Origin of the sequence: Leptolyngbya sp. AS-A5, assembly GCF_039962495.1 — a bacterium.
Classification (GTDB): domain Bacteria; phylum Cyanobacteriota; class Cyanobacteriia; order Leptolyngbyales; family Leptolyngbyaceae; genus Leptolyngbya.
The window spans coordinates 1-19,314 of record NZ_JAMPLL010000036.1; the positions used below are offsets into that span (position 1 = coordinate 1).

At 48.2% G+C, this 19,314-nt stretch carries 20 protein-coding genes; 10 read left to right on the forward strand and 10 right to left on the reverse strand.

Annotation, left to right across the window (positions count from 1 at the left end; all coding sequences use genetic code 11):
- Positions 1-189: 189 nt before the first annotated feature.
- Both NC980_RS22765 and NC980_RS22770 read left to right on the forward strand, forming a co-directional pair.
- Positions 190-669 (forward strand): flavin reductase family protein, encoded by a 480-nt coding sequence (locus tag NC980_RS22765; RefSeq protein WP_190377566.1) that lies wholly within the window; start codon positions 190-192, stop codon positions 667-669.
- Between the two features lie 117 nt (positions 670-786).
- Entirely contained in the window at positions 787-1,455 is a 669-nt protein-coding gene (locus NC980_RS22770; protein WP_190377567.1) for a hypothetical protein, read from the forward strand.
- A gap of 45 nt (positions 1,456-1,500) precedes the next feature.
- On the opposite strand, the gene NC980_RS22775 is transcribed toward NC980_RS22770, so the two are convergent.
- A complete protein-coding gene (locus tag NC980_RS22775) occupies positions 1,501-3,651 on the reverse strand; it encodes a VWD domain-containing protein (RefSeq protein WP_190377568.1) in 2,151 nt (716 codons plus the stop codon).
- 108 nt (positions 3,652-3,759) lie between these two features.
- Complete coding sequence (locus tag NC980_RS22780) at positions 3,760-4,596, reverse strand: PRC-barrel domain-containing protein (RefSeq protein WP_190377569.1); 837 nt, start codon at positions 4,594-4,596, stop codon at positions 3,760-3,762.
- A gap of 184 nt (positions 4,597-4,780) precedes the next feature.
- Between NC980_RS22780 and rplU the strand changes: the two genes are divergently transcribed.
- A complete protein-coding gene (gene rplU / locus NC980_RS22785; RefSeq protein WP_190377570.1) occupies positions 4,781-5,134 on the forward strand; it encodes a 50S ribosomal protein L21 in 354 nt (117 codons plus the stop codon).
- A gap of 35 nt (positions 5,135-5,169) precedes the next feature.
- Positions 5,170-5,439 carry a 50S ribosomal protein L27 gene (gene rpmA, locus NC980_RS22790; protein ID WP_190377571.1) on the forward strand — a complete coding sequence of 90 codons (270 nt, stop codon included), beginning with the start codon at positions 5,170-5,172 and terminating at the stop codon, positions 5,437-5,439.
- Between the two features lie 53 nt (positions 5,440-5,492).
- Here the strand turns inward: rpmA and NC980_RS22795 are convergent, their stop codons facing one another.
- On the reverse strand, positions 5,493-6,059 hold the full coding sequence (locus tag NC980_RS22795) for a DUF2854 domain-containing protein (protein ID WP_190377572.1): 567 nt from the start codon (positions 6,057-6,059) through the stop codon (positions 5,493-5,495).
- A 129-nt stretch (positions 6,060-6,188) separates the two neighbouring features.
- Between NC980_RS22795 and NC980_RS22800 the strand changes: the two genes are divergently transcribed.
- Entirely contained in the window at positions 6,189-6,503 is a 315-nt protein-coding gene (locus tag NC980_RS22800; RefSeq protein ID WP_190377573.1) for a thioredoxin family protein, read from the forward strand.
- Positions 6,504-6,555: 52 nt separating this feature from the next.
- Here NC980_RS22800 and queG read toward each other — a convergent pair whose 3' ends face one another.
- A complete protein-coding gene (gene queG / locus NC980_RS22805; RefSeq protein WP_190377574.1) occupies positions 6,556-7,476 on the reverse strand; it encodes a tRNA epoxyqueuosine(34) reductase QueG in 921 nt (306 codons plus the stop codon).
- Between the two features lie 75 nt (positions 7,477-7,551).
- On the opposite strand from queG, the gene NC980_RS22810 reads away from it, so the two are divergent.
- Positions 7,552-7,947 (forward strand): ketosteroid isomerase family protein, encoded by a 396-nt coding sequence (locus NC980_RS22810; protein ID WP_190377575.1) that lies wholly within the window; start codon positions 7,552-7,554, stop codon positions 7,945-7,947.
- Positions 7,948-7,964: 17 nt separating this feature from the next.
- Here the strand turns inward: NC980_RS22810 and lptC are convergent, their stop codons facing one another.
- From lptC to metG, 3 genes are all read right to left on the reverse strand, one after another.
- A complete protein-coding gene (gene lptC / locus NC980_RS22815) occupies positions 7,965-9,116 on the reverse strand; it encodes an LPS export ABC transporter periplasmic protein LptC (RefSeq protein WP_190377576.1) in 1,152 nt (383 codons plus the stop codon).
- An 86-nt stretch (positions 9,117-9,202) separates the two neighbouring features.
- Entirely contained in the window at positions 9,203-9,820 is a 618-nt protein-coding gene (locus NC980_RS22820) for an NYN domain-containing protein (protein ID WP_190377577.1), read from the reverse strand.
- A 68-nt stretch (positions 9,821-9,888) separates the two neighbouring features.
- Positions 9,889-11,484: a methionine--tRNA ligase gene (metG, locus tag NC980_RS22825; RefSeq protein ID WP_190377578.1), complete on the reverse strand. Its 1,596-nt coding sequence runs from the start codon at positions 11,482-11,484 to the stop codon at positions 9,889-9,891.
- A 518-nt stretch (positions 11,485-12,002) separates the two neighbouring features.
- Here metG and NC980_RS22830 point away from each other — a divergent pair.
- The 3 genes from NC980_RS22830 to NC980_RS22840 all read left to right on the forward strand — a co-directional run bounded on the left by NC980_RS22830 (position 12,003) and on the right by NC980_RS22840 (position 14,545).
- Positions 12,003-12,770: a PEP-CTERM sorting domain-containing protein gene (locus NC980_RS22830; RefSeq protein ID WP_347272620.1), complete on the forward strand. Its 768-nt coding sequence runs from the start codon at positions 12,003-12,005 to the stop codon at positions 12,768-12,770.
- A gap of 249 nt (positions 12,771-13,019) precedes the next feature.
- On the forward strand, positions 13,020-13,742 hold the full coding sequence (locus NC980_RS22835; protein WP_190377579.1) for a 1-acyl-sn-glycerol-3-phosphate acyltransferase: 723 nt from the start codon (positions 13,020-13,022) through the stop codon (positions 13,740-13,742).
- Positions 13,743-13,759: 17 nt separating this feature from the next.
- Positions 13,760-14,545, forward strand: a complete 786-nt coding sequence (locus NC980_RS22840) for an alpha/beta hydrolase (RefSeq protein ID WP_190377580.1) — start codon at positions 13,760-13,762, stop codon at positions 14,543-14,545.
- A gap of 21 nt (positions 14,546-14,566) precedes the next feature.
- Here NC980_RS22840 and acs read toward each other — a convergent pair whose 3' ends face one another.
- Positions 14,567-16,540, reverse strand: a complete 1,974-nt coding sequence (gene acs / locus NC980_RS22845) for an acetate--CoA ligase (protein ID WP_190377581.1) — start codon at positions 16,538-16,540, stop codon at positions 14,567-14,569.
- Between the two features lie 317 nt (positions 16,541-16,857).
- On the opposite strand from acs, the gene NC980_RS22850 reads away from it, so the two are divergent.
- Positions 16,858-17,070 (forward strand): helix-turn-helix transcriptional regulator, encoded by a 213-nt coding sequence (locus NC980_RS22850; protein ID WP_190377582.1) that lies wholly within the window; start codon positions 16,858-16,860, stop codon positions 17,068-17,070.
- Positions 17,071-17,419: 349 nt separating this feature from the next.
- Here the strand turns inward: NC980_RS22850 and NC980_RS22855 are convergent, their stop codons facing one another.
- Both NC980_RS22855 and atpC read right to left on the reverse strand, forming a co-directional pair.
- On the reverse strand, positions 17,420-18,148 hold the full coding sequence (locus NC980_RS22855; protein WP_190377600.1) for a carbonic anhydrase: 729 nt from the start codon (positions 18,146-18,148) through the stop codon (positions 17,420-17,422).
- Between the two features lie 749 nt (positions 18,149-18,897).
- Positions 18,898-19,308, reverse strand: coding sequence for an ATP synthase F1 subunit epsilon (atpC, locus tag NC980_RS22860; RefSeq protein WP_190377583.1), 411 nt, complete (start codon positions 19,306-19,308; stop codon positions 18,898-18,900).
- Positions 19,309-19,314 lie beyond the last annotated feature (6 nt).

Consider the following 19,314-nt stretch of genomic DNA (forward strand, 5'->3'; position numbering starts at 1 on the left):
GATGCTGTGCCATGGTTGCTCATTCCATCTGTTTCCAGACGCTAGAGTGCCCAGTACCGCTCGAAGATGCACCCTAGATTTGGGGTCGCTCTATAGTTTGCAGATACGCCCTAGAGAAGTCGGTTTTGTTTTGCGATCGCGCTTGTTAATCTTGAGAAGTTAATCGGTACAAATTTAAGGAAACCTGCAATGCTCGACGAACAGGCAAAAAAAGCAATGTTGCTGAAGATTCCGCATGGGTTGTATATCTGCGGTGTCAAAGATGGAGAAAATGTAAACGGCTTTACTGCAAGTTGGGTGATGCAGGGATCGTTCAAGCCACCGATCGTCGTGAACTGCGTTAAAAGCGATTCTGGCTCCAACCAAATGCTTCGCAACAGTGGCGTATTTGCACTGAGCTTTCTAGAAGCTGGACAGAAAGACCTCGCGCAGAAATTTTTTAAGCCGCAGCGTCGAGTCGGTAATAAATTCGAGGATGTAGAGTTCTACTTAGGCGAAACCGGATGCCCAATTATCTCCGAGGCGCTTGGCTATGTGGAATGCCGAGTCGTCGGAACCGTGGATCATGGGGATCATACGGTGTTTGTGGGTGAAGTAATCGCGGCTGGAGTGCATCGCGAAGGTGAACCGCTCCTGCTCGAAAGCACAGGTTGGCAGTACGGCGGTTAAGCTAATCGCTCGATCGAGCGACGGTTGATTCGAGCTTTCAAACTCGTAATTTCCGCAGTAAGAATTATCGGGCTTGAAGCTTATACTACTGAAGCCCGGTAGTTCAATCATTCCTGTATGAAACGTGCAATTTCGACTCTAGTAATGGCGATGTTTGCGATCGCTCCGGTTGCGCCTGCAATTGCTCAATCTTCTAGGCAAATTAGTCCGGTCGGGTTTCCCTCAAACGGAACCAGTGTCCAAGCCCTAGTGCCGAAAGGATGGCAAATTGAAGGCAAAGTTGAGGGCGACCTCAATGGCGATCGCAGAGCGGATACGGTTTTGAGATTGATTCAAACGGCGAATTCGGGAGGCGATCGTGCCCGGATGCTGCTCGTTTTGCAGCGACAGCCGAACGGTCAATGGCAGCGTATCGGCATGGCTCCACGTCTATTGCTGTGTTCAAACTGCGGCGGCATGTTGGAATCGATTCAAATCAAAATTGAGAACGGTGTGCTTTTAGTCGATCAGCTACGCGGCTCTCGCGATGGAACACAGACTTTGCACCGCTTCTGGATTGATAAAGCGTCGAAACGTCTGGTGCTGATTGGTCAAGATGTGCGACAGTTCGATCGCCTGACCGGAGACGCAACTCGCGAAAGCAGCAATTTCTTGACGGGTCAAAAAATCGCAGAAAAGTATCGCGCTAATAAACAGCGCACCGAAACAGAGTTAGTGTCTCGTCAGCGATCAACCGTTGCGAAGACGACACCCGCGATCGAAACCGTTAATATTGACGCAATTTAAAGAAAACCGTGCACTCAATCGGTCTTGTCGAGTGCACGGTTTTCTTTACCAAGGGAAGCGAATCTGCACTGGAAGCTTCACCGGAATTTTTTCTTGGACTTGATCGATGACGCGATCGACCGCCCGATCAATCACTCCTTGTACTAACGCATTTGCTGCGGCTTGAGCAAATCCAGGCTGATTCGTCAGTCCCACATCAAAAATGCAGCCTTCTAGCAAATTCGCTTCGACTCCCGCATTGCGGCAAACGGTTTCTGCCGATCGCAGTTGAGCAGGCATCAATGAGCCTAATGTCAGATAGCGGCGGGGAAAACGCCGATCGCTAACCGTTTCCGTCGATTGTCCCGCTTCATAATCGAACAGCGACTCGCTTTGCTGAACCCGCCAACTGTCACCAAATTCACGATGAAGCTGATCGAGAAACGCCGTTTCGATACTTGACAAAGGAATAGGCGTGAGTAGCAGATTACTCAGCGCACTAGTGAATTGTCCATAGCTCGATTTTGTTGGAATGACTTTGCCTGAGCGGGTTCGCAAGTCGTTTGCTGCATTGCCGTCTAAGTTTCCTAGTAATCCAGTGTACCGATTCGATCGATTTGGAACATTGAGCGTGACATTGAGAAACGTCATTTTTGCAACTTCAATCAGTCGAATTGTGGCTTGTTCTCCGCTATTCCACTGCACTACATATTCTTGACCGCCGCGTTTCTGCATTGAGCCATCGGCAAAAGAGCGGCGATCGCTGGTGTTCATTTCTCCATTGACGCGCACAATCGGGGCTGAGTCTTTAGCGATGTAGAATCCAATGCGATCGTTGCCGACCTTCAGGGCAACCGCACGGTTCAGCGTCAATTCTTGCCCCGGAACTTGAGCTTGCCGCGTTTGAACGACAAACTTCTGATCCTGAGATTGGCTCAGCAGAAATTCACCGATTGTTTGGAAGCTGTAGCGGAACCCATCAAAGGTGATCAAATGCGGATCACCATAGCTTGCCCCGGTTTTTGTGTTGCCGCTATTCGGCGAGTTAGATCCCGTGTTGCCTGAGCTTCCGCCGCTATTTCCGCTGCCGCTATTGGGCTTCTTCTCTTTACAAGAATTGTCTTCAGCCGTCACATCAACCTTGGTCGATCGTGTAGTACCCGTCGCCGCTAGCAGAACTTGATTTGACGGAGCCGACTCTACACCGGAGGGAGAATTTCCATTTTCACAGCGACAGGTTTCTCCCACACAGTAGCGCTTATTAAATACCTGGCTAAATTTCAGAATGTCGCTACTGCCACCCGTCCAGCGCAAGGCTCCATATCCTTTGATATCGAACTGAATGATCTTTCCGCTAGGAACGTTAATCTCGTACAGGGCTTGAGTTCCGCGTGTGATTTCGCGGGACAGTGGCGAACTGGGAGAAACGGTGGTCACCTTACTTGATCGTTTATCCGCAGTAATTCCCGGCCCTATGGTATTCCAATCCGCTCCCGCCTCAGATTTCCGAGCGAGTCCAGATGCCCAGGTTGTCAGAAAAGAATCTCCAGCAGATTTGACGAACTGATTGAACAGGCCATCCGAATCCTTTGAGGCAGTTTTCATAATCGAGTCGAGCCGCTTCCAAACATCAACCCCGCTATTTTTCAGATGGGCATAAAAGCCGATCGCATCGTAGCCGCGATCAAAAAGTGATTTTTCGTCGCTTAAGTAGTCCTTCCACATCGGACTGCTCATCTTGGTTCCGCCTGCGTATTCTTCACCTGCCCACATTGCCGCTCCTTCAATGAACCAGCCCGGTAACTGGTTCACGCCAAGCAGCTCGTTTTGAAAACAGTGATAAATTTCGTGAGCCAGCAGGGATCTATCTTGTGCATCGTTAGCATAAGAGGACAGCCAGACGATCCAGCAGGTATCCATCGTCTCGCCTTCGTCTTGCTCCCGCCATTTGCCGCCTTCTTTGGTTGCAGCGATCGTCACTGCTCCATGTCCAGCCGCATCCTTAATACTTTGGGCAAAGATAGAAGGGGCAGACTTCTTATCTGTAATCAGAATCGGGCGTGCTGGTTTACGTCCGATCAATTTGCCCATTTCCGCTGCCGTTTTGGTCACTGTTGCCGCAGGAGGAGCGATCGACAAGGCAGGCTGCTGACTCACAATAATGAGCAATACACTACTCAGCAACAGTCCCAAAAACGTAATCCATTTTCGTTGCATAGTTTTTCTCTATCGTTTGAAATTGAGTCGCTCATGTCAGCACTTCAAATTCACTACGACAGAGAAAGACCTGCCATCCGGAGAAATACTATTTTGAATTCATAATCTTCACATCCAGTCGTCGTCATCCCAAGCATCAGCAGTTGGGGATTTCGGCGATCGTTTCGGTTCGACAGGCGTTTTGAGTTCCTGCGATTTTGGCTTAGCGGGTTCGTCTTCCCAATCGTCCCAAGGTGCAGGCTCAGAAGCCGGAGCAGCATAAGGCTCTGTTTCATCAAGCGCAATATCTTCGACAAATTCGTAGGCTTGTTCGGTGAACGATCGCGCCTTTTCCTTTAATCGGCGAGCTTTTTCGCGAGCGAGTTCGGCAAGCGATCGCACTTCTTGCGTCACCTGACCCTTCTCCTCACTAAACAAATCCTTAACTTTTGAGAATTTTTCCTGCACTCCACCCCGATACACCGCAAACGATTCGACCGATTCCTTGGGAACCATCACCCGCCGACTGCCGTATCTCAAAATATAGTTTGGTGGCAGAAGGTAAACGCTTCCCACAATGCCTCCCCAACCGTCGGAAACATATAAGTAATGCTCAATTTCACCCGTTTCTAGATTAAACAGATAATCGACAACCTTACCCACTTGATCGCCTGCATCCGTCCACACTTCGCAATTGACAAGCGATTCAAGCTGTTTCACCTTCTCGACATCTGTTTCGACAGGCGGCGAATTCACCAAAACGCCATCGCTCCCGATCGCTTCTAGCTGATCCAAGTTAAACGCCGTTTTTTTCTTGCCAAGCCAGCCCGATTTGCAGATAAATCCCAACACCCGATTCACTTTCGGGTACATCCACAGTACCTCTACCTGTCCTACTTCCTGCATCGAAGCGCGATCAAGGACAGTCTGATTCAGTAGCTCACTCTGCCGGACGATTTCTGCCATAGGTATCTCAAATGTTCACCTTACTTTCAGTGTATCTTGCGCCCGCAGAAAATGTGACTTGACACGATCGCTTTACATTTTGCATACTAGATAACTGGCTTACAATTCATGCTCGGATCAGGTATTTGTCAACTGCGATTCTTAAAAAATCGCGACCTGTACGGCGACTACTCAGGAAAAACTCATGGCTTACGCAATTATCGAGATCGCAGGGCAGCAAATTCGGGTCGAACCGAGTCGCTTTTATGATGTGAATCGCCTTGTGGGAGACGTAGACTCGCAGATCGACATTGATCGCGTTCTGTTTGTTAATAACGAAGGCGACATCACCATCGGTGCGCCCGTTGTGGAAGGTGCGATCGTTCAAGCAACGGTGATGCGTCATCTGCGCGGACGCAAGGTAATCGTCTACAAGATGCAACCGAAAAAGAAAACCCGCAAAAAACGCGGTCATCGTCAAGAATTGACCCGGATTATGATTGATTCAATTAGCTTGGGCGGCAGCGCGATCGCAACTAAAGAACAAGCAAACGGTTAATCTAGAGATTCGAGAACACCATTTCAGAGGGAATTATGGCTCATAAGAAGGGAACAGGTAGTACCCGCAACGGACGCGATTCTAATGCTCAGCGTTTGGGCGTGAAGCGCTTCGGTGGTCAAGTTGTCAAAGCAGGAAACATCTTGGTGCGTCAACGCGGCACCAAGTTTCATCCTGGAAACAATGTCGGACGCGGCAGTGATGATACGCTGTTTGCGCTGATTGAAGGTGAAGTGAAGTTCGAGCGCGTGGGTAAAGACCGTCAGAAGGTCAGCGTTTATTCAGTTGCAGAAGTTTCGGCTTAAGTCGAATTTTAATGATTGAAAGCCGTCCAAAGTTGGACGGCTTTTTTTAGTCGTTAAACGGCGGCAGTGACGCTGGGGGTAGCAACGATCGTAAGATCAACTCGTTCTTCTTCCGGTTGCGCCACTTCGACTCGAACCCCTGGACCAAAAAATGTAGTCATCTTCTCAACTTTTTTTTGCCAGGTTTCAAGCGAGATAAACGGGGAGTCGAATTCTAGCACCATTGCATAAACGCCGTCTCGATTCTCCTCGCGCAGACCGACGAGGGTGGGGCGATCGTCGTCGCTTGGGCTGAGCCCCAAGAATTTGAGCGCACTATCAAGATGGGCTTCTTGTCCGTAGCGGAAGCGCGTTACATCGTCGAAGACTTGTTTTTGGGTAGGAGTTGCTTGAGTCGCTTTCAGGGCTTCTACTTCGGGGGTTGTGGGCACACTGAGCGGCACAGGGCGCAATTCAGTGATTTTAAGTGCAACACCACCTAAGAGTAGAGGAATTCCATAGAAGAACCCGATCATGTTGAGGGCGGCATAGTTTAGCACATACGCGGCAAATCCGACGATCGTAATAATGGTTCCTCCACCCAGACATAACGCACCGAGAGGAATTCGACGAAGAAACATAAGACTGACTCGCTGCAATATTTATTAACACTATTATCGCAGAATTCCAGTTAACGGAGTTTTACGAAATCGGCGCGATCGACCTCAAGATCTTTTACGCTGGAACGGTATTCCAAAAATGATTTGAGTATGGCTCGTGCAGTAATTAAGTTTTCGTCGGAAGATTGTGGAATTTGCCACAAGATGTCGTTCTACGACCAAAAAGTGGTTGAGGAGTTGGGCTTGCAATTTGTAGATGTGAAAATGCAAGATACAGCAACCTACCGGAAGTACCGCAAAATTTTGCTGGCTCAGTACCCCGATAAAGCTGAAATGGGGTGGCCCACCTACATCGTTTGTGATGCACCAGAAGAGGATTTCAAGATTCTGGGCGAGGTCAAAGGCGGGCATCCGAAGGGTGAGTTTCGCAGTCGATTGCAAGCAGTATTAGCAGAATCGAACTAAGTAGAAACACGATCGCAGACGGTAGATCTCAAACTCTGATTTGTGCTACCGTCTAACGCTCAAAATTGATTAAGTTTGCTCTCGCATTTCGCTGCAACATCTGAATTTTAATGCGTCTCAAAGCTGAGCCAGTAAAGCGTCGATCGTACTCCTCTTCCGAAATCTCAGCTAGTTCTTGCAGGGTGGGTGCAACGTTCCACGATCGCGGCTGAAAATCTTGGACATCGGTTTCTTGGGCAAATCGTTGATTCCATGGGCAAACATCCTGACAAATATCACATCCTGCCACCCAACCCTTGAGATTAATCTCTGGGAGCGTTTCGGCGCGATTCTCGATCGTATGGTACGCAATACACCGATTTGCATCGATTACAAATGGTTCTGTGATTGCATCCGTTGGACAAGCATCAATGCAGCGGGTACAGGTTCCGCAATGCTGCGTGTAAGGTTGATTGATCTCTAACTCTAAATTGGTGACAATGCCACCGAGAAACACCCAAGAACCATATTCGCGAGTGATCACGTTGCCGTTTTTCGCGATCCAACCGAGTCCTGCTTGTTGCGCCCAAAACTTATCTTGTACTGGAGCTGTGTCTGCAAAATAACGTGCCTGTGTACCGTCACGCTCTAGCCAAGTCGAAAATGCCTTCAATTTCTTATGCAAAATCCGATGGTAATCACGTCCCCAACCATAACGGGAAATTTTTGCATATTCTTTTCCCTCTGGTCGCTGCTGCGGAGTGTAATAGTTCAGCGCCACAGCAATAATCGATCGCGCTCCTGGCACCAATTCCCGAATATTTTGACGCTTCGGATTTTCCATCCATGCCATGTCTGCTTGAAAGCCACGATCAAGCCATTTCTGCAATGCTTGAACTGCACTGATTTGAGCCGAATTGTCCACCGAGGCAATGCCGACTTTGTGAAACCCAAGCTCGATCGCTTTTTGCTTAATTTCTTCCGTTCGTGACATCAAAATTCCATCCGCAGAAGCAGGACTTCTATTCTAATAATCCAGTAGCTTGGTCGGAGCGAGTGAGATCAACCCATGCAAACGCAATCGATCGAAATTGAAGGCATTTCACACCCAATAATTTTGCGATATTTTGAGACGCTAAATGCTGGAGAATTTGAGGCAACCAGTCAGTTGTTTGCGATCGAAGGTGCAATGCAACCTCCGTTTGAGCAACCGATCATTGGGCGAGAAGCGATCACGGCTTACCTGCAAAAAGAAGCCCCTGGATTAACTGCTCTGCCGCAAGCTGGAACGTCTCATACCACCGACCAAAATACGATCGAATTTCAAATTACGGGAAGAGTTCAGATGCCCATGTTCGGCGTAAATGTCACTTGGTACTTTACGCTCGACTCAAATGATCAATTGATGTTCACGCGGATTAAACTGAACGCTTCGCCCCAAGAACTAATGAAATTGCGTCAATAAAAGAAACTGATGCGATTTTACCGTCCTAACCCTTGCGGTGTAATCTGGATTTCCACTCGTCCCCCTTGCTGTCCGCCGTTCACCGCGACCTGTTGAGTATCTAACTTTCCAGAGGCTTGCGGGCCTGCAATACTAAAGGGCGGATTGCTCTGCTGATAGTTCACATTGCCGTTTGCTTCAAACTGCTGTGTCGCCAAGAACCACTTCACACGATCGGCGCTCAATCGCGATTGATTCCTTTCCCCAACGCCCCGCACGTTGCCACTGAGGTTTGCAATTTGCTGATCCAGCAGCATTTCGCCCTGATCTGCGGTCAGCGTCACCTGTTGAGCAGAGTTCACGATCATCACGGGTTCGCTCGCAGACAGCGTTTTTTGATCAACATTCCAACTCAGGGCATTGCTGCTGACTTGCGTATTTGAGCTTCGTAGGGCAATCCGCGCATTCTGACGAAGATTGACAATTTTAGACTTCAGATCGACCTCAGTTTGGTCAGCACCGCCACGATCGGTCACCTGCTTGTTTTCATAGCGATCGACTTGAATCGGTCGATCGCTGCTTAATTTCTGCGCTTGGATCAGCCAGGTTAATCGCTCTCCTCGCAGTTGTAGCGTTGGGTCTTTCGCCTGTGCGACAATTTGCCCGGTTACGTCTACTCGTCGAGCGCGAGTCAGGAACCGACCTTCTTTAGCTGCCAGTTGAACCTGCTCATGGTCTGCGTTGAATCCGTTGCGAATAATTAATACATCTTCGGTCGGTCGCCATTCCATCTCATTACCTTTGAGAACCGATCCATCGCGAATATCAACGGCAGTAATTTGCCCTTTGAGAATAATTGATTTTCCGTCTTGCTGAATCTCGCTACGCTGCGCTTCGAGCTTAAAGATGGGCTTACCGTCCTGGAATAGCTCCCCTTTCGGCTCTTGCACCGTTGCGTTCTTCTGATCTTTGGCGTAGACCGCCTGCTTCGCCTTCACGCGCCACCAAAGCTGCCCTTTGTCGTTGGCTTGTTCTAGCGTCACATTATTAAACGTCAGGTTGCTATCAAACTTCTGTGCGCCTTGTGTGTCTGTTGCCAACTTTTCAGCCGTGCGATTGCGATCGCCACAACCACTTGCGCCGATGAGCAGCGCAATGAGAGCTAGATTCAAGAAGATTGAACGACGCAAAATAAAATTCCTCAAACCAAAAGAACCAGGGAGCTACCGGGACAAACGACGAAATTTATCCCGATATTGCTCCCAACTTCTTTACTTTAAGGCGAATGCTCATCATCGTGTTCATCCATTAAACCGATACTGGTTAACGGACGATACGTATAACTCCGGGGCGTTTTCTGGATGTCTTCTTTGATGTTGTCCAGATCGATATAGCGATCGGCAACATTAATCAAGCTATCGCTGGTCATCGATCGTAAACTCACGACCTCAACCCGTACCCCACGGTAGCTGACTGCATTCACCGCATACGCGAGATCTCCGTCACCGCTAACCAAAACCGCCGTGTCGTAAGACCCCACCAGCGACATCATATCGACCGCAATTTCAACATCGAGATTCGCTTTTTTCGAGCCATCAGGCAGCTGCACCAAGTCTTTAGAAATCACGCGATATCCATTGCGCCGCATCCACAGAAGAAATCCCTGCTGTTTTTCGTTGGTGCGATCGACCCCGGTATAGAAGAACGATCGCAGCAATCTTGAACCAGAAGTAAGCCGTACCAAGAGCTTCGTGTAATCGATTTCGATGCCGAGTTGTAATGCAGCATAAAACAGGTTTGAGCCATCTATAAAAATGGCAACTCGTCCGCGATTTTCGAGCACTTGCTCTGGCGAAAATACTGTCTCTGCCTCGTGATTAATATGGTTCAACACAGTTGCTATCCTCAGATTTTTTATGAGAAGTTTTGAACGAAAATAAAGAGCGAACATTCATCACGCACTTAGGGTGAACTTTCGACCGGAAGTTCGAGTTTTTGAAAAACAGGTTGAGGTTTTTGAAGTGCTTGTTTAGCACGAAGTATTCCCCATTTTGACTGATCGGGGAAAGTAATTGACATATCAATTAAGTTAGCGTCATTAAAGTCAACATTAAAACCTAATTGTTGATAAACCAACGTGCTAGTGCGAGGAATAATCGGTGCTAAAAGATACGCCGCCAAGCGCACCGACTCCAAGACTGCATAGAGAACTTCTTCTGCCTCTTGCTTTTTCCCTGATTTGTAAAGCGACCAGGGAGCCTGTTCATTGATATATTTGTTACCCAATCGAACCAGCGTTAAAACTTCTTCACAAGCGACATTAAACGCTAGAGAGTCATAAGCTTTTGCCACCCGTTCTCCTAGTCCTCCAGCGATCGCCCTCAGCGGATGATCGACTGAAATTTCGACCTCCGGAACCACTCCACCACTATTTTTGTGAATCAAGCCCAAACTACGATTCAGCAAGTTACCAAATCCATCGGCAAGATCGGCGTTGCACATATCGACGAAGCGCCCTTCTTCAAACACGCCATCCCGCCCGAATTCGATGCCTTTAAGGAAATAGTATCGAAACGCATCGGCTCCATATCGTTCAACTAAGGCGACTGGATCGATCGCGTTGCCGCTACTTTTACCCATCTTCACGCCATCACGCACAAGGAACCCATGTCCAAATACCATCTTTGGCAAGGGCAATCCGGCTGACATTAACATTGCGGGAAAATAAACGGCGTGAAACCTGAGAATATCTTTTCCAATAATGTGAAGATCAAACGGATACCACTTAGAACTTGCATTCTCTAACGTCGGTTCTTGATCCGGTTCGAGCAATGCTGTGATATATCCAAGGAGCGCATCAAACCAAACATAAATCGTATGTTTTGGATCGACGGGAACCGGAAATCCCCAGTCGAAATTTACTCGCGAAACCGAAAAATCTCTTAACCCTTGACCGACAAAACTCAGCACTTCATTCCGGCGAATTTCGGGCTGGATAAATTCTGGATGTTCTGCGTAGAGTCTTTCGAGTTTTTCTTGATAGTGAGACAGGCGGAAGAAGTAGTTTTCCTCGTCGCGCCATTCTACTTCCTTATTGGTGTGAATTGAGCAGCGACGGTCTTCTAATAACTCACGCTCCTCTTTAAATTCCTCGCAGGAAACGCAATACCAACCTTGCTGCTGACTGAGATAGATATCACCGTTTTCCCACACTCGTTGGAAGAACTCCTTGACGATCTCATGATGCCGCTCATCGGTGGTGCGAATAAAGCGATCGTATTGGATATCAAGCTTTGTCCACAGCCGCTTAAAGCCTTCCACGATCAAGTCACAGTGTTCTTGCGGCTTGCGCCCCAAACTTTCGGCAGTCCGCTGAATTTTCTGTCCATGCTCATCGCTTCCAGTGACAAATCGAACCGGTTTCCCCTGCAATCGTTGAAATCGGGCGATCGCATCTGCCGCGATCGTCGGATAGGCGCTGCCAATGTGGGGCAAATCATTGACATAATAAAGCGGTGTTGTGAGAGCAAAAGTAAGCTTTTCTGGAGGTAAAGTCATAAAGAGTGTGAAAATAACCCCTTCTAATTAACTGAATCAATCCGGGTAGGGGCTTAACTGGATTTTGAGAACGATCGCTCTTAAAGTGAAGCACGTCTCTAATTCTAACCAGCAACGCTGTGTCAGAAGCGTCATTAAACCTTAAATCTTACCGTCTGTTGTCATTTAAGAGGCTTCAAGCTCCCGATTCTACCAATTTGTGAGATGGCCTCAGTAACTTCCCCGAAATCTGGACCTCTAGAAGATTGCTTGAATTTTTGTATGTGAACGGTCAGCGCTAGTGCTTCAGTTCCGTGAGGCTACGACCCTAAACAACAAGCTGCGATGAAGTAGACACACTAGCAACAAGCTACTCTGTAAATTTAGGGAGCTCTTCTCGACAACAATCCTTAATCTAGTGGAAATTACGGATTCCCTTTGCCAAATTTAATGCATAGCTCATATAGAAAACCAGTAGGATACTGCTCAAAATTTCAGTACATTTTCGCAAAGCTTCTCCACTGTGGAGAACGAATAATGTGAGATATAAAGTTAGTCTGCAAGACAACGGTATGACATTAATTAAGAGCTTTGTTTCAGCCATGGCGGTTTCTGCGATCGCAGCGCTTAGCCATGCAGGTTCCGCTCAAGCCATTACGTTCAACATCACTTCTGGTGTAGCTGGTCCGAACGGTGTCACCAATCAAGGTGCTTACTCCGACTTCTGGAACAAAAAAGGCACCACCACGATTGACTTCAATTCCGGTTCTGTACCCACTACAGGATTTGCAAAATACAGTTTCCAAAACAACAGCGGTACGAGCAGCGTTCGTCAGGATGTCTGGGCACCCGCAGGTCCAAATGGAGAAGTCAACCAGGGCAGCTACCTAGCTGTATTTCAGGGCGATAGCGTGACGATCAAGTTAGAGAAAACCTTGAACTACTTCGGGATGAACTGGGGCGCAATTAGCCCTGGAAACGTCTTTTCGTTCTTCATGGGCGATCAGTTGATCAAGTCTTTCTCGACCGAAGACGTGAACCCTGTGGCTCCTGTGAAAGCAGAACAGCATGGAGGTGAAGGCAACGGCTACCTCCACTTCTACTCAGAGGGCAAAAATGACCTCTTTAACCGCATTGTGATTACGCAAACTGGTGGTGGTGGCTTTGAGTCGGATAACCACTCTTTCCACATTGCCGATGATGGCGATGTGCGGAAAGTGCCTGAGCCGACAGCAGTGCTGGGCTTGATGGCTGCAGGCGGTGCTTTATTGCTGAAGCGCCGGACTCAAGCACAACTCGAAGAGTAACGTTCTCGCGGAAGGCGACACGGATCTAATTCAAAATTCCCGTTAACGGATCTAATTCAAAATTCCCGTTAGTTGCACCTCTTGATTTAGGGGTGCTTTTTTCTGTCTACCGTCAGAGACGACCTACAATAAGAATAATTTTTCACTCTAGTTATGTTATTTGCGTCTAAAGGCAATGGTTAGTTCCGGTCAATCTATTCATAAATAGAAAGAGATTCAGTCTGCAATAGAGCGAGTGTCATAAGTTTCATGCCAGCTTTGAGTCCCCTTCAGATTTCCCAGATGATGCTGATGAGCATGGGTACACGAACCTATTCGTATCACTGCGATCGTGTTCCCAGAAACAGCCCGGTTATCGTTGTGAGCAATCACCGCAGCGTCATGGATGCGATGTTGTTGATGAGCGCCATCGATCGTCCGATTCGATTTGCCTGCCATCACTATATGGGGCAAGTTCCCGTTATGCGAGAAGTGGTGACACAGCTAGGATGTTTTCCTTTAGATAGCGATAAGCATCGTCAAAGCAGCTTTTTCCATCAGGCGATCGCACTGCTGAAGTCGCAGCAAGCCGTAGGGGTTTTTCCAGAAGGCACTCTGCCGATGGTGCAGCCTCCCGAACCGAATCAGATGGGCGAATTTCAGCGTGGGTTTGCTCATTTGGCGCTTAGAGCACCCATTTCTGAGTTAGCGGTTTTGCCTGTAGCAATTTCACCGCAGCGAGAAACGATTAATTCTGCGATCCCGCTCAAAGTCTTAAGCTTCTTTGATCCCTCGGAGCCGCTGTTTGACCAAGAGGGGTGGCATCCGCTAGTTTTATATCAGAATGTAAATATACTTATCGGACACCCAATCTGGATCACGTCAGCTCAACGCACAGATTATCAGGGCAAATACGCCAGAAAAGCTGTCATTGAACTCGTCGATCGTGCCCAGACTGAAATTAGAACACTGTTACACCAAGGTCACTTTTAAATCTGAAGCTTTTTCCCATGATTCAAAGCTCTCCTTGCTTTCTCACGCCGAAAGCGCTCCGACCCCAGTTTCCGCTGTTTGTTTTTCTGCCAGGGATGGATGGGACAGGGCAATTGTTAAGAGCGCAAACGGCAGGATTAGAGGTGGCGTTTGATGTGCGTTGCTTGGCGATCCCGCCTGATGACCTGACGAATTGGGAGGACTTGGCGCAGCGGGTCGTGGATTTAGTCAAAACGGAGGTGAGAGGGGAGCCAGATCGGGAGATTTATCTGTGCGGTGAGTCGTTTGGCGGCTGCCTAGCGATGGAGGTTGCAGCTTTGGCACCGGATTTGTTCGATCGCTTAATTCTTGTCAATCCTGCTTCGTCGTTTAATCGCAGACCTTGGATTGGTTGGGGCGCTCAACTCAGTCGCCATTTGCCGCATTTTTTGTATCATTGGTCTTCGGTTTCGTTTCTGCCACTTCTGGCGGCGTTTGAGAAAATTGCACCGACGGATCGACAAGCTTTAATTGAAGCGGTGCGTTCGGTTCCGCAAGCGACCTCGACTTGGCGGATGGATTTGTTACGTCAGTTTGAAGTGCCGATCGAGCAGTTGCGATCGCTGACGGCTCCCACGCTGATTTTGTCAAGCGGGAAGGATCGGTTGCTGCCTTCGCTGGTTGAGGGTTATCGGCTCAAAGCGGCGTTTCAGGATGCGGAAGTGGTTGTTTTACCGGAGAGTGGTCATACCTGTCTGTTGGAGGTAGATGTGAATCTGTATGAGATTCTTAAGCAGAATGAGTTTTTGAAAGTCAAAATATAGAGCGCGATCGCGCTCTATATTTTATGAACCTTCGGCGCGTAGTTTCTCTAATACACCGCGATCTTCAAGGGTTGAAGTATCTCCAGAAATCTCGGTTCCTGCGGCTAAATCACGAAGTAAACGACGCATGATTTTACCCGATCGCGTTTTCGGTAGCGCATCGGCAAAGCGGATTTCACCAGGGCGAGCGATCGCGCCGATTTCGCTTACAACGTGCTTTTTCAGCTCTTTGGCAAGGTCTTCGCTCGGTCGGTGCGTTCCTTCGAGCGTCACAAAGGCAACAATATCTTGACCTTTGATTTCGTCTGGCTTTCCAACGACTGCGGCTTCTGCAACTGCGGGATGCGAGACTAACGCTGATTCAACTTCCATCGTGCCTAAACGGTGTCCGGCAACGTTGATCACGTCATCGACGCGACCCATGACCCAAAAGTAACCATCTTCATCCCGTCGTGCGCCGTCTCCGGCAAAGTAGATGTAGTTGCCGTCTTTGGGTGGAATGTGTTCCCAATAGGTTTTGCGGAAGCGATCAGGATCTTTGTACACAGTTCGCATCATTCCGGGCCAGGGATGCCGCACGGCTAAGTAACCCCCCTCGTTGGCGGGTACAGAATTGCCGTCGAGATCAACCACATCCGCCAAAATTCCGGGGAATGGTAGCGTTGCTGATCCGGGCTTTGTCGGAATTGCACCCGGAAGCGGCGTAATCATGATGCCGCCTGTTTCGGTTTGCCACCAAGTATCAACGATCGGGCAACGCTCCTTACCAATGACGCTGTGATACCACATCCAAGCTTCAGGGTTGATCGGTTCGCCCACGGTTCCAAGCAATCGCAGTGAAGATAGGTCTCGCGATTTTGGATGCTCATCGCCCATCTTGATAAAGGCGCGAATCGCAGTCGGAGCGGTATAGAACACCGACACTTTATGCTTTTGGATGACATCCCAGAAGCAACCCGGATTTGAGCCACGAGGCGCACCTTCGTACATCACGGTCGTTGCACCGTTTGAGAGCGGCCCATAAACGACATAACTATGACCTGTGATCCAGCCGACATCAGCCGTACACCAGTAAACATCGTTTTCTTGCAGATCAAAAATCCACTGAGCGGTCATGTGAGCGTAGAGATTGTAGCCGCCTGTAGTGTGAACAACTCCTTTAGGTTTTCCGGTGCTGCCTGATGTGTAGAGAATAAACAGCATATCTTCGCTGTCCATGGGTTCAGCAGGGCAATCGGTGGAAGCGTCTTTTTCGAGGTCGTGCCACCAGAGATCGCGATCGCCCTCCATCGAGATGTCCTGACCCGTTCGCTTCACCACTACAACTTTTTCTACCGCAGTAGTTCCTTCTGCTAAAGCCTTATCAACTTGCGGTTTCAGAGGCACGATCGCATCTTTTCGCCATCCGCCATCTGCGGTGACAACAACTTTTACTTCTGCGTCAATGAGACGATCGCGCAATGCCTCTGCGCTAAATCCACCAAACACAACCGAGTGAGGCGCACCAATTCGGGCACAGGCTAACATTGCGATCGCCGCTTCAGGAATCATTGGCATATAAATGCCAACACCGTCACCTTTCTTGACTCCCAAGCTTTTGAGAACGTTTGCGAACTTACAAACTTCCTGATGCAGTTCGGCATAGGTGAGCGTTTTTGAATCTCCGGGTTCACCTTCCCAAACGATCGCGGGTTTGTTGCGGCGATCGGTTTCTAAATGTCGATCGAGACAGTTATAAGAAAGATTGATCTTGCCGTTGACAAACCATTTCGCAAACGGGGGATTGCTCCAATCGAGAACCGTATCCCATTTTTGAAACCAATGAAGTTCTTGTTCTGCCAATTCTGACCAGAACTGGAGCGGATCGGCTTTGGCGCGATCGTACAGCGCTTGATATTCTTCTAAATTCTTGATCCGCGCACGTTGCGAAAATTCCGCAGAAGGGGGAAAGAGGCGGTCTTCATGCAGGATTGATTCGATCGTCGGTTGTGACATCAGTTGATTTCTAAAGTATCTAAAACAAACAGTCGGAGAGTCTCCTATCCCAACGATACTGGCTTCTTGGGCGCGATCGGCAGAATTCAAGATTGCATTTCGTTAAGAAGAGTGATCGCGAAATTTGCGATCACTTTCTCGCCTTACAAAGTTGGATCAAAAACAACCTGATGGTTTGTCTTTGGTAACAATCGCTTCAGAGCTTTCAGATATTCTTCAGCTGTGAGATAGGCGATCGCGCTTGAGTTGTTCAAACCGCGATCGCGCCTCAGTTTGAACAACTTCCATTGAAGGACTAGGTTTACTCCCTATCAAGCATGAGTTTGTTTCGCCTGAAGATTCGGGAACTGATCGAAGAAAAGAATTGGACAGTTAAAGAAGTTTCCGAGCGATCAGGAGTTCACTACAGCACATTGAAAACTTATGCACGATCAGAAGAAATGACAATGGCAGATGTAGTGGCACTGATTAGAATTGCGCGAGTTTTAAGTGTCACGGTTGAAGAATTAGTCGAGATTATTGAAGAGTAAGCTGCAAATCCACGCATAGAAATACTTTTTCCTGTTTACGTTTCAAAGAATACTTGCGCAAAATCAATAAACGCTTGAACAAAAGCTATAACGGCACGAGTCGTTTTAGGAATCGGATGAACGTTTACAGTAACGACATGAGCGATTTAAGTAATTGGATGAACGTTTACAGTAACGACATGAGCGCTTGTTGTAAACGCTGGACGATTTGCAGCAAATACTTAAACGATTTGAGAGAGTACGACTTTCCATAGCGTAAACTGCTTCTGGCTTGTGAAGCCAGAAGCGACAAACATCAAAATGAAGAGTGCGATCGCGCAAATCATACGCGATCGCACTCTTCATCAACTTAGGTCACGATCGTGAACTTCCCGCTTGCCAAGTCATAGCGCCCACCCACAATTCTGAGCTTACCTTCCTTGATCAAGCCACTCAAAATCGTCGAACTCTCTGCCAGCTTCTGCGCTTGATACTGGATATTCGCAATCACTGCATTTTGCTCTAAATCCCCTGTTTTCGCTCTCACACGAGCCACAGCGGGCTTAATCTCTTCCACAAAAACGCCGATTCGACCCGGCAACGGATCTCCTTTTGCGGCTGCAGTCACTGCACCACAACGGCTATGACCAACCACCACAATCAGTTGCGATCCCAATGCAGCGGTCGAAAATTCTAGACTTCCGATCGCAGTTTGACTTGCCACATTTCCTGCAACTCGCACCACAAATAAGTCACCTAAGCCTTGATCAAACACGATTTCGGCAGGCACTCTAGAATCTGCACAACCCAGAATCGACGCGAAGGGATATTGGGCAACAGCAGTTTCTTGAAGACGTAAACGAGATTGATTCGGATTTTGGCGCTTACCCTCCACAAATCGCTGATTACCTTCGAGGAGAAGCTTTAATGCTGCATCAGGACTAAGGGGTTTGGGTTTAATCTGAGGTTTGGTTGGATTTTGTGCTAGCGCTTCTTCGGGCTGCCAGATTAAATTGCTTCCTGCTGCTGCGGCGATGCCGAGTCCTCCCATTCCTGCCAGGAACGATCGCCGTCCAATAAAACCATGTGTTCGAGTCATCAAATTAATCTCCAGCAATGTTAATCGATGCGATCGCATTTCATTCAGTCGCATCGATACAGGTGATAAGGGAAATATATCAGAGCGACTGCCTCATCCATTCAAATGCAGTGATTGATGATCCCCACAGTCAAGCAAAGGAAATTATCGATATTAAGAAAGCTGTACATGGCTTGAAATTTATCGATCGACTCCGATTTCAAAAACAGATTTCGATCCCTACGATCATTGAATGAGCGATCGCAATTCACTTAATCTTCGCGGTATCGTATGAAAACTTATTGAGTGAGAGGCAATCTCATGACTTCTTTTTCCAACCAAATCAATTACGACCCAAACACGATTTATTGAGACGAAACTTTTAACTCATGTTGAAACGGAACGAGCGCGACAAGCAGCAGAACGAGCGCGGTACGTGGCGATTTCTCGTTTAGCAGAAATGGGATTGAGTGTTGAACAGATCGCGCTCAATTTGTCGATCGATCAAGTTAGACAACACCTCTAAAATGCCTAAACTTTCTGGCTTCTTCGTTGAGCATTGATTGCTGTTTTTCGCCGGAGTAACTCATTCAGTTGTTTACCCAGTGTAGTACCTTGCTCAATTTCACAATTTGCACAGGTTCCGATTTGCAGAATCAATCGAATTGCATCAACTCTTCGACAAAAAGAGCGCCCAGTTATGATGTCTGTGATCGCATGAAAAAAGCCCAGAGATTCCCCCTGAGCTTTCGATCAAATTAGTTTGCGATCTAAACCTGACCACCAGCCGCCTGAAGACGGGCACGAGCGCGTTTCAGCGCTTGAGTTGCCTGCAATTGTTCTTGTCTAGAACCGCTTTGATCCGCTTGAGCAAACTTCGCTTCTGCTTCGGTGTAGGCAGTACGAGCCGCATCGAGATCGATCGATTCACCGCGCTCTGCCGCATTCACTAGAATCGTGACTTCGTTCTTTTCAATTTCTGCAAAGCCGCCCATCACCGCGATCGGCACCCAGTTCTTGTCAGCCCGGACGCGCAGAACGCCGGTTTCCAGTGCCGTCAACAAAGGAGCGTGACCCGTCAAAATACCGAGTTGTCCTGTGGTGCTAGGAAGAATCACTTCCTCAGCCGAAGAATCCCAGACTGTTTTATCTGGCGCAATCACACGAACCGTTAAAGCCATAGTAAT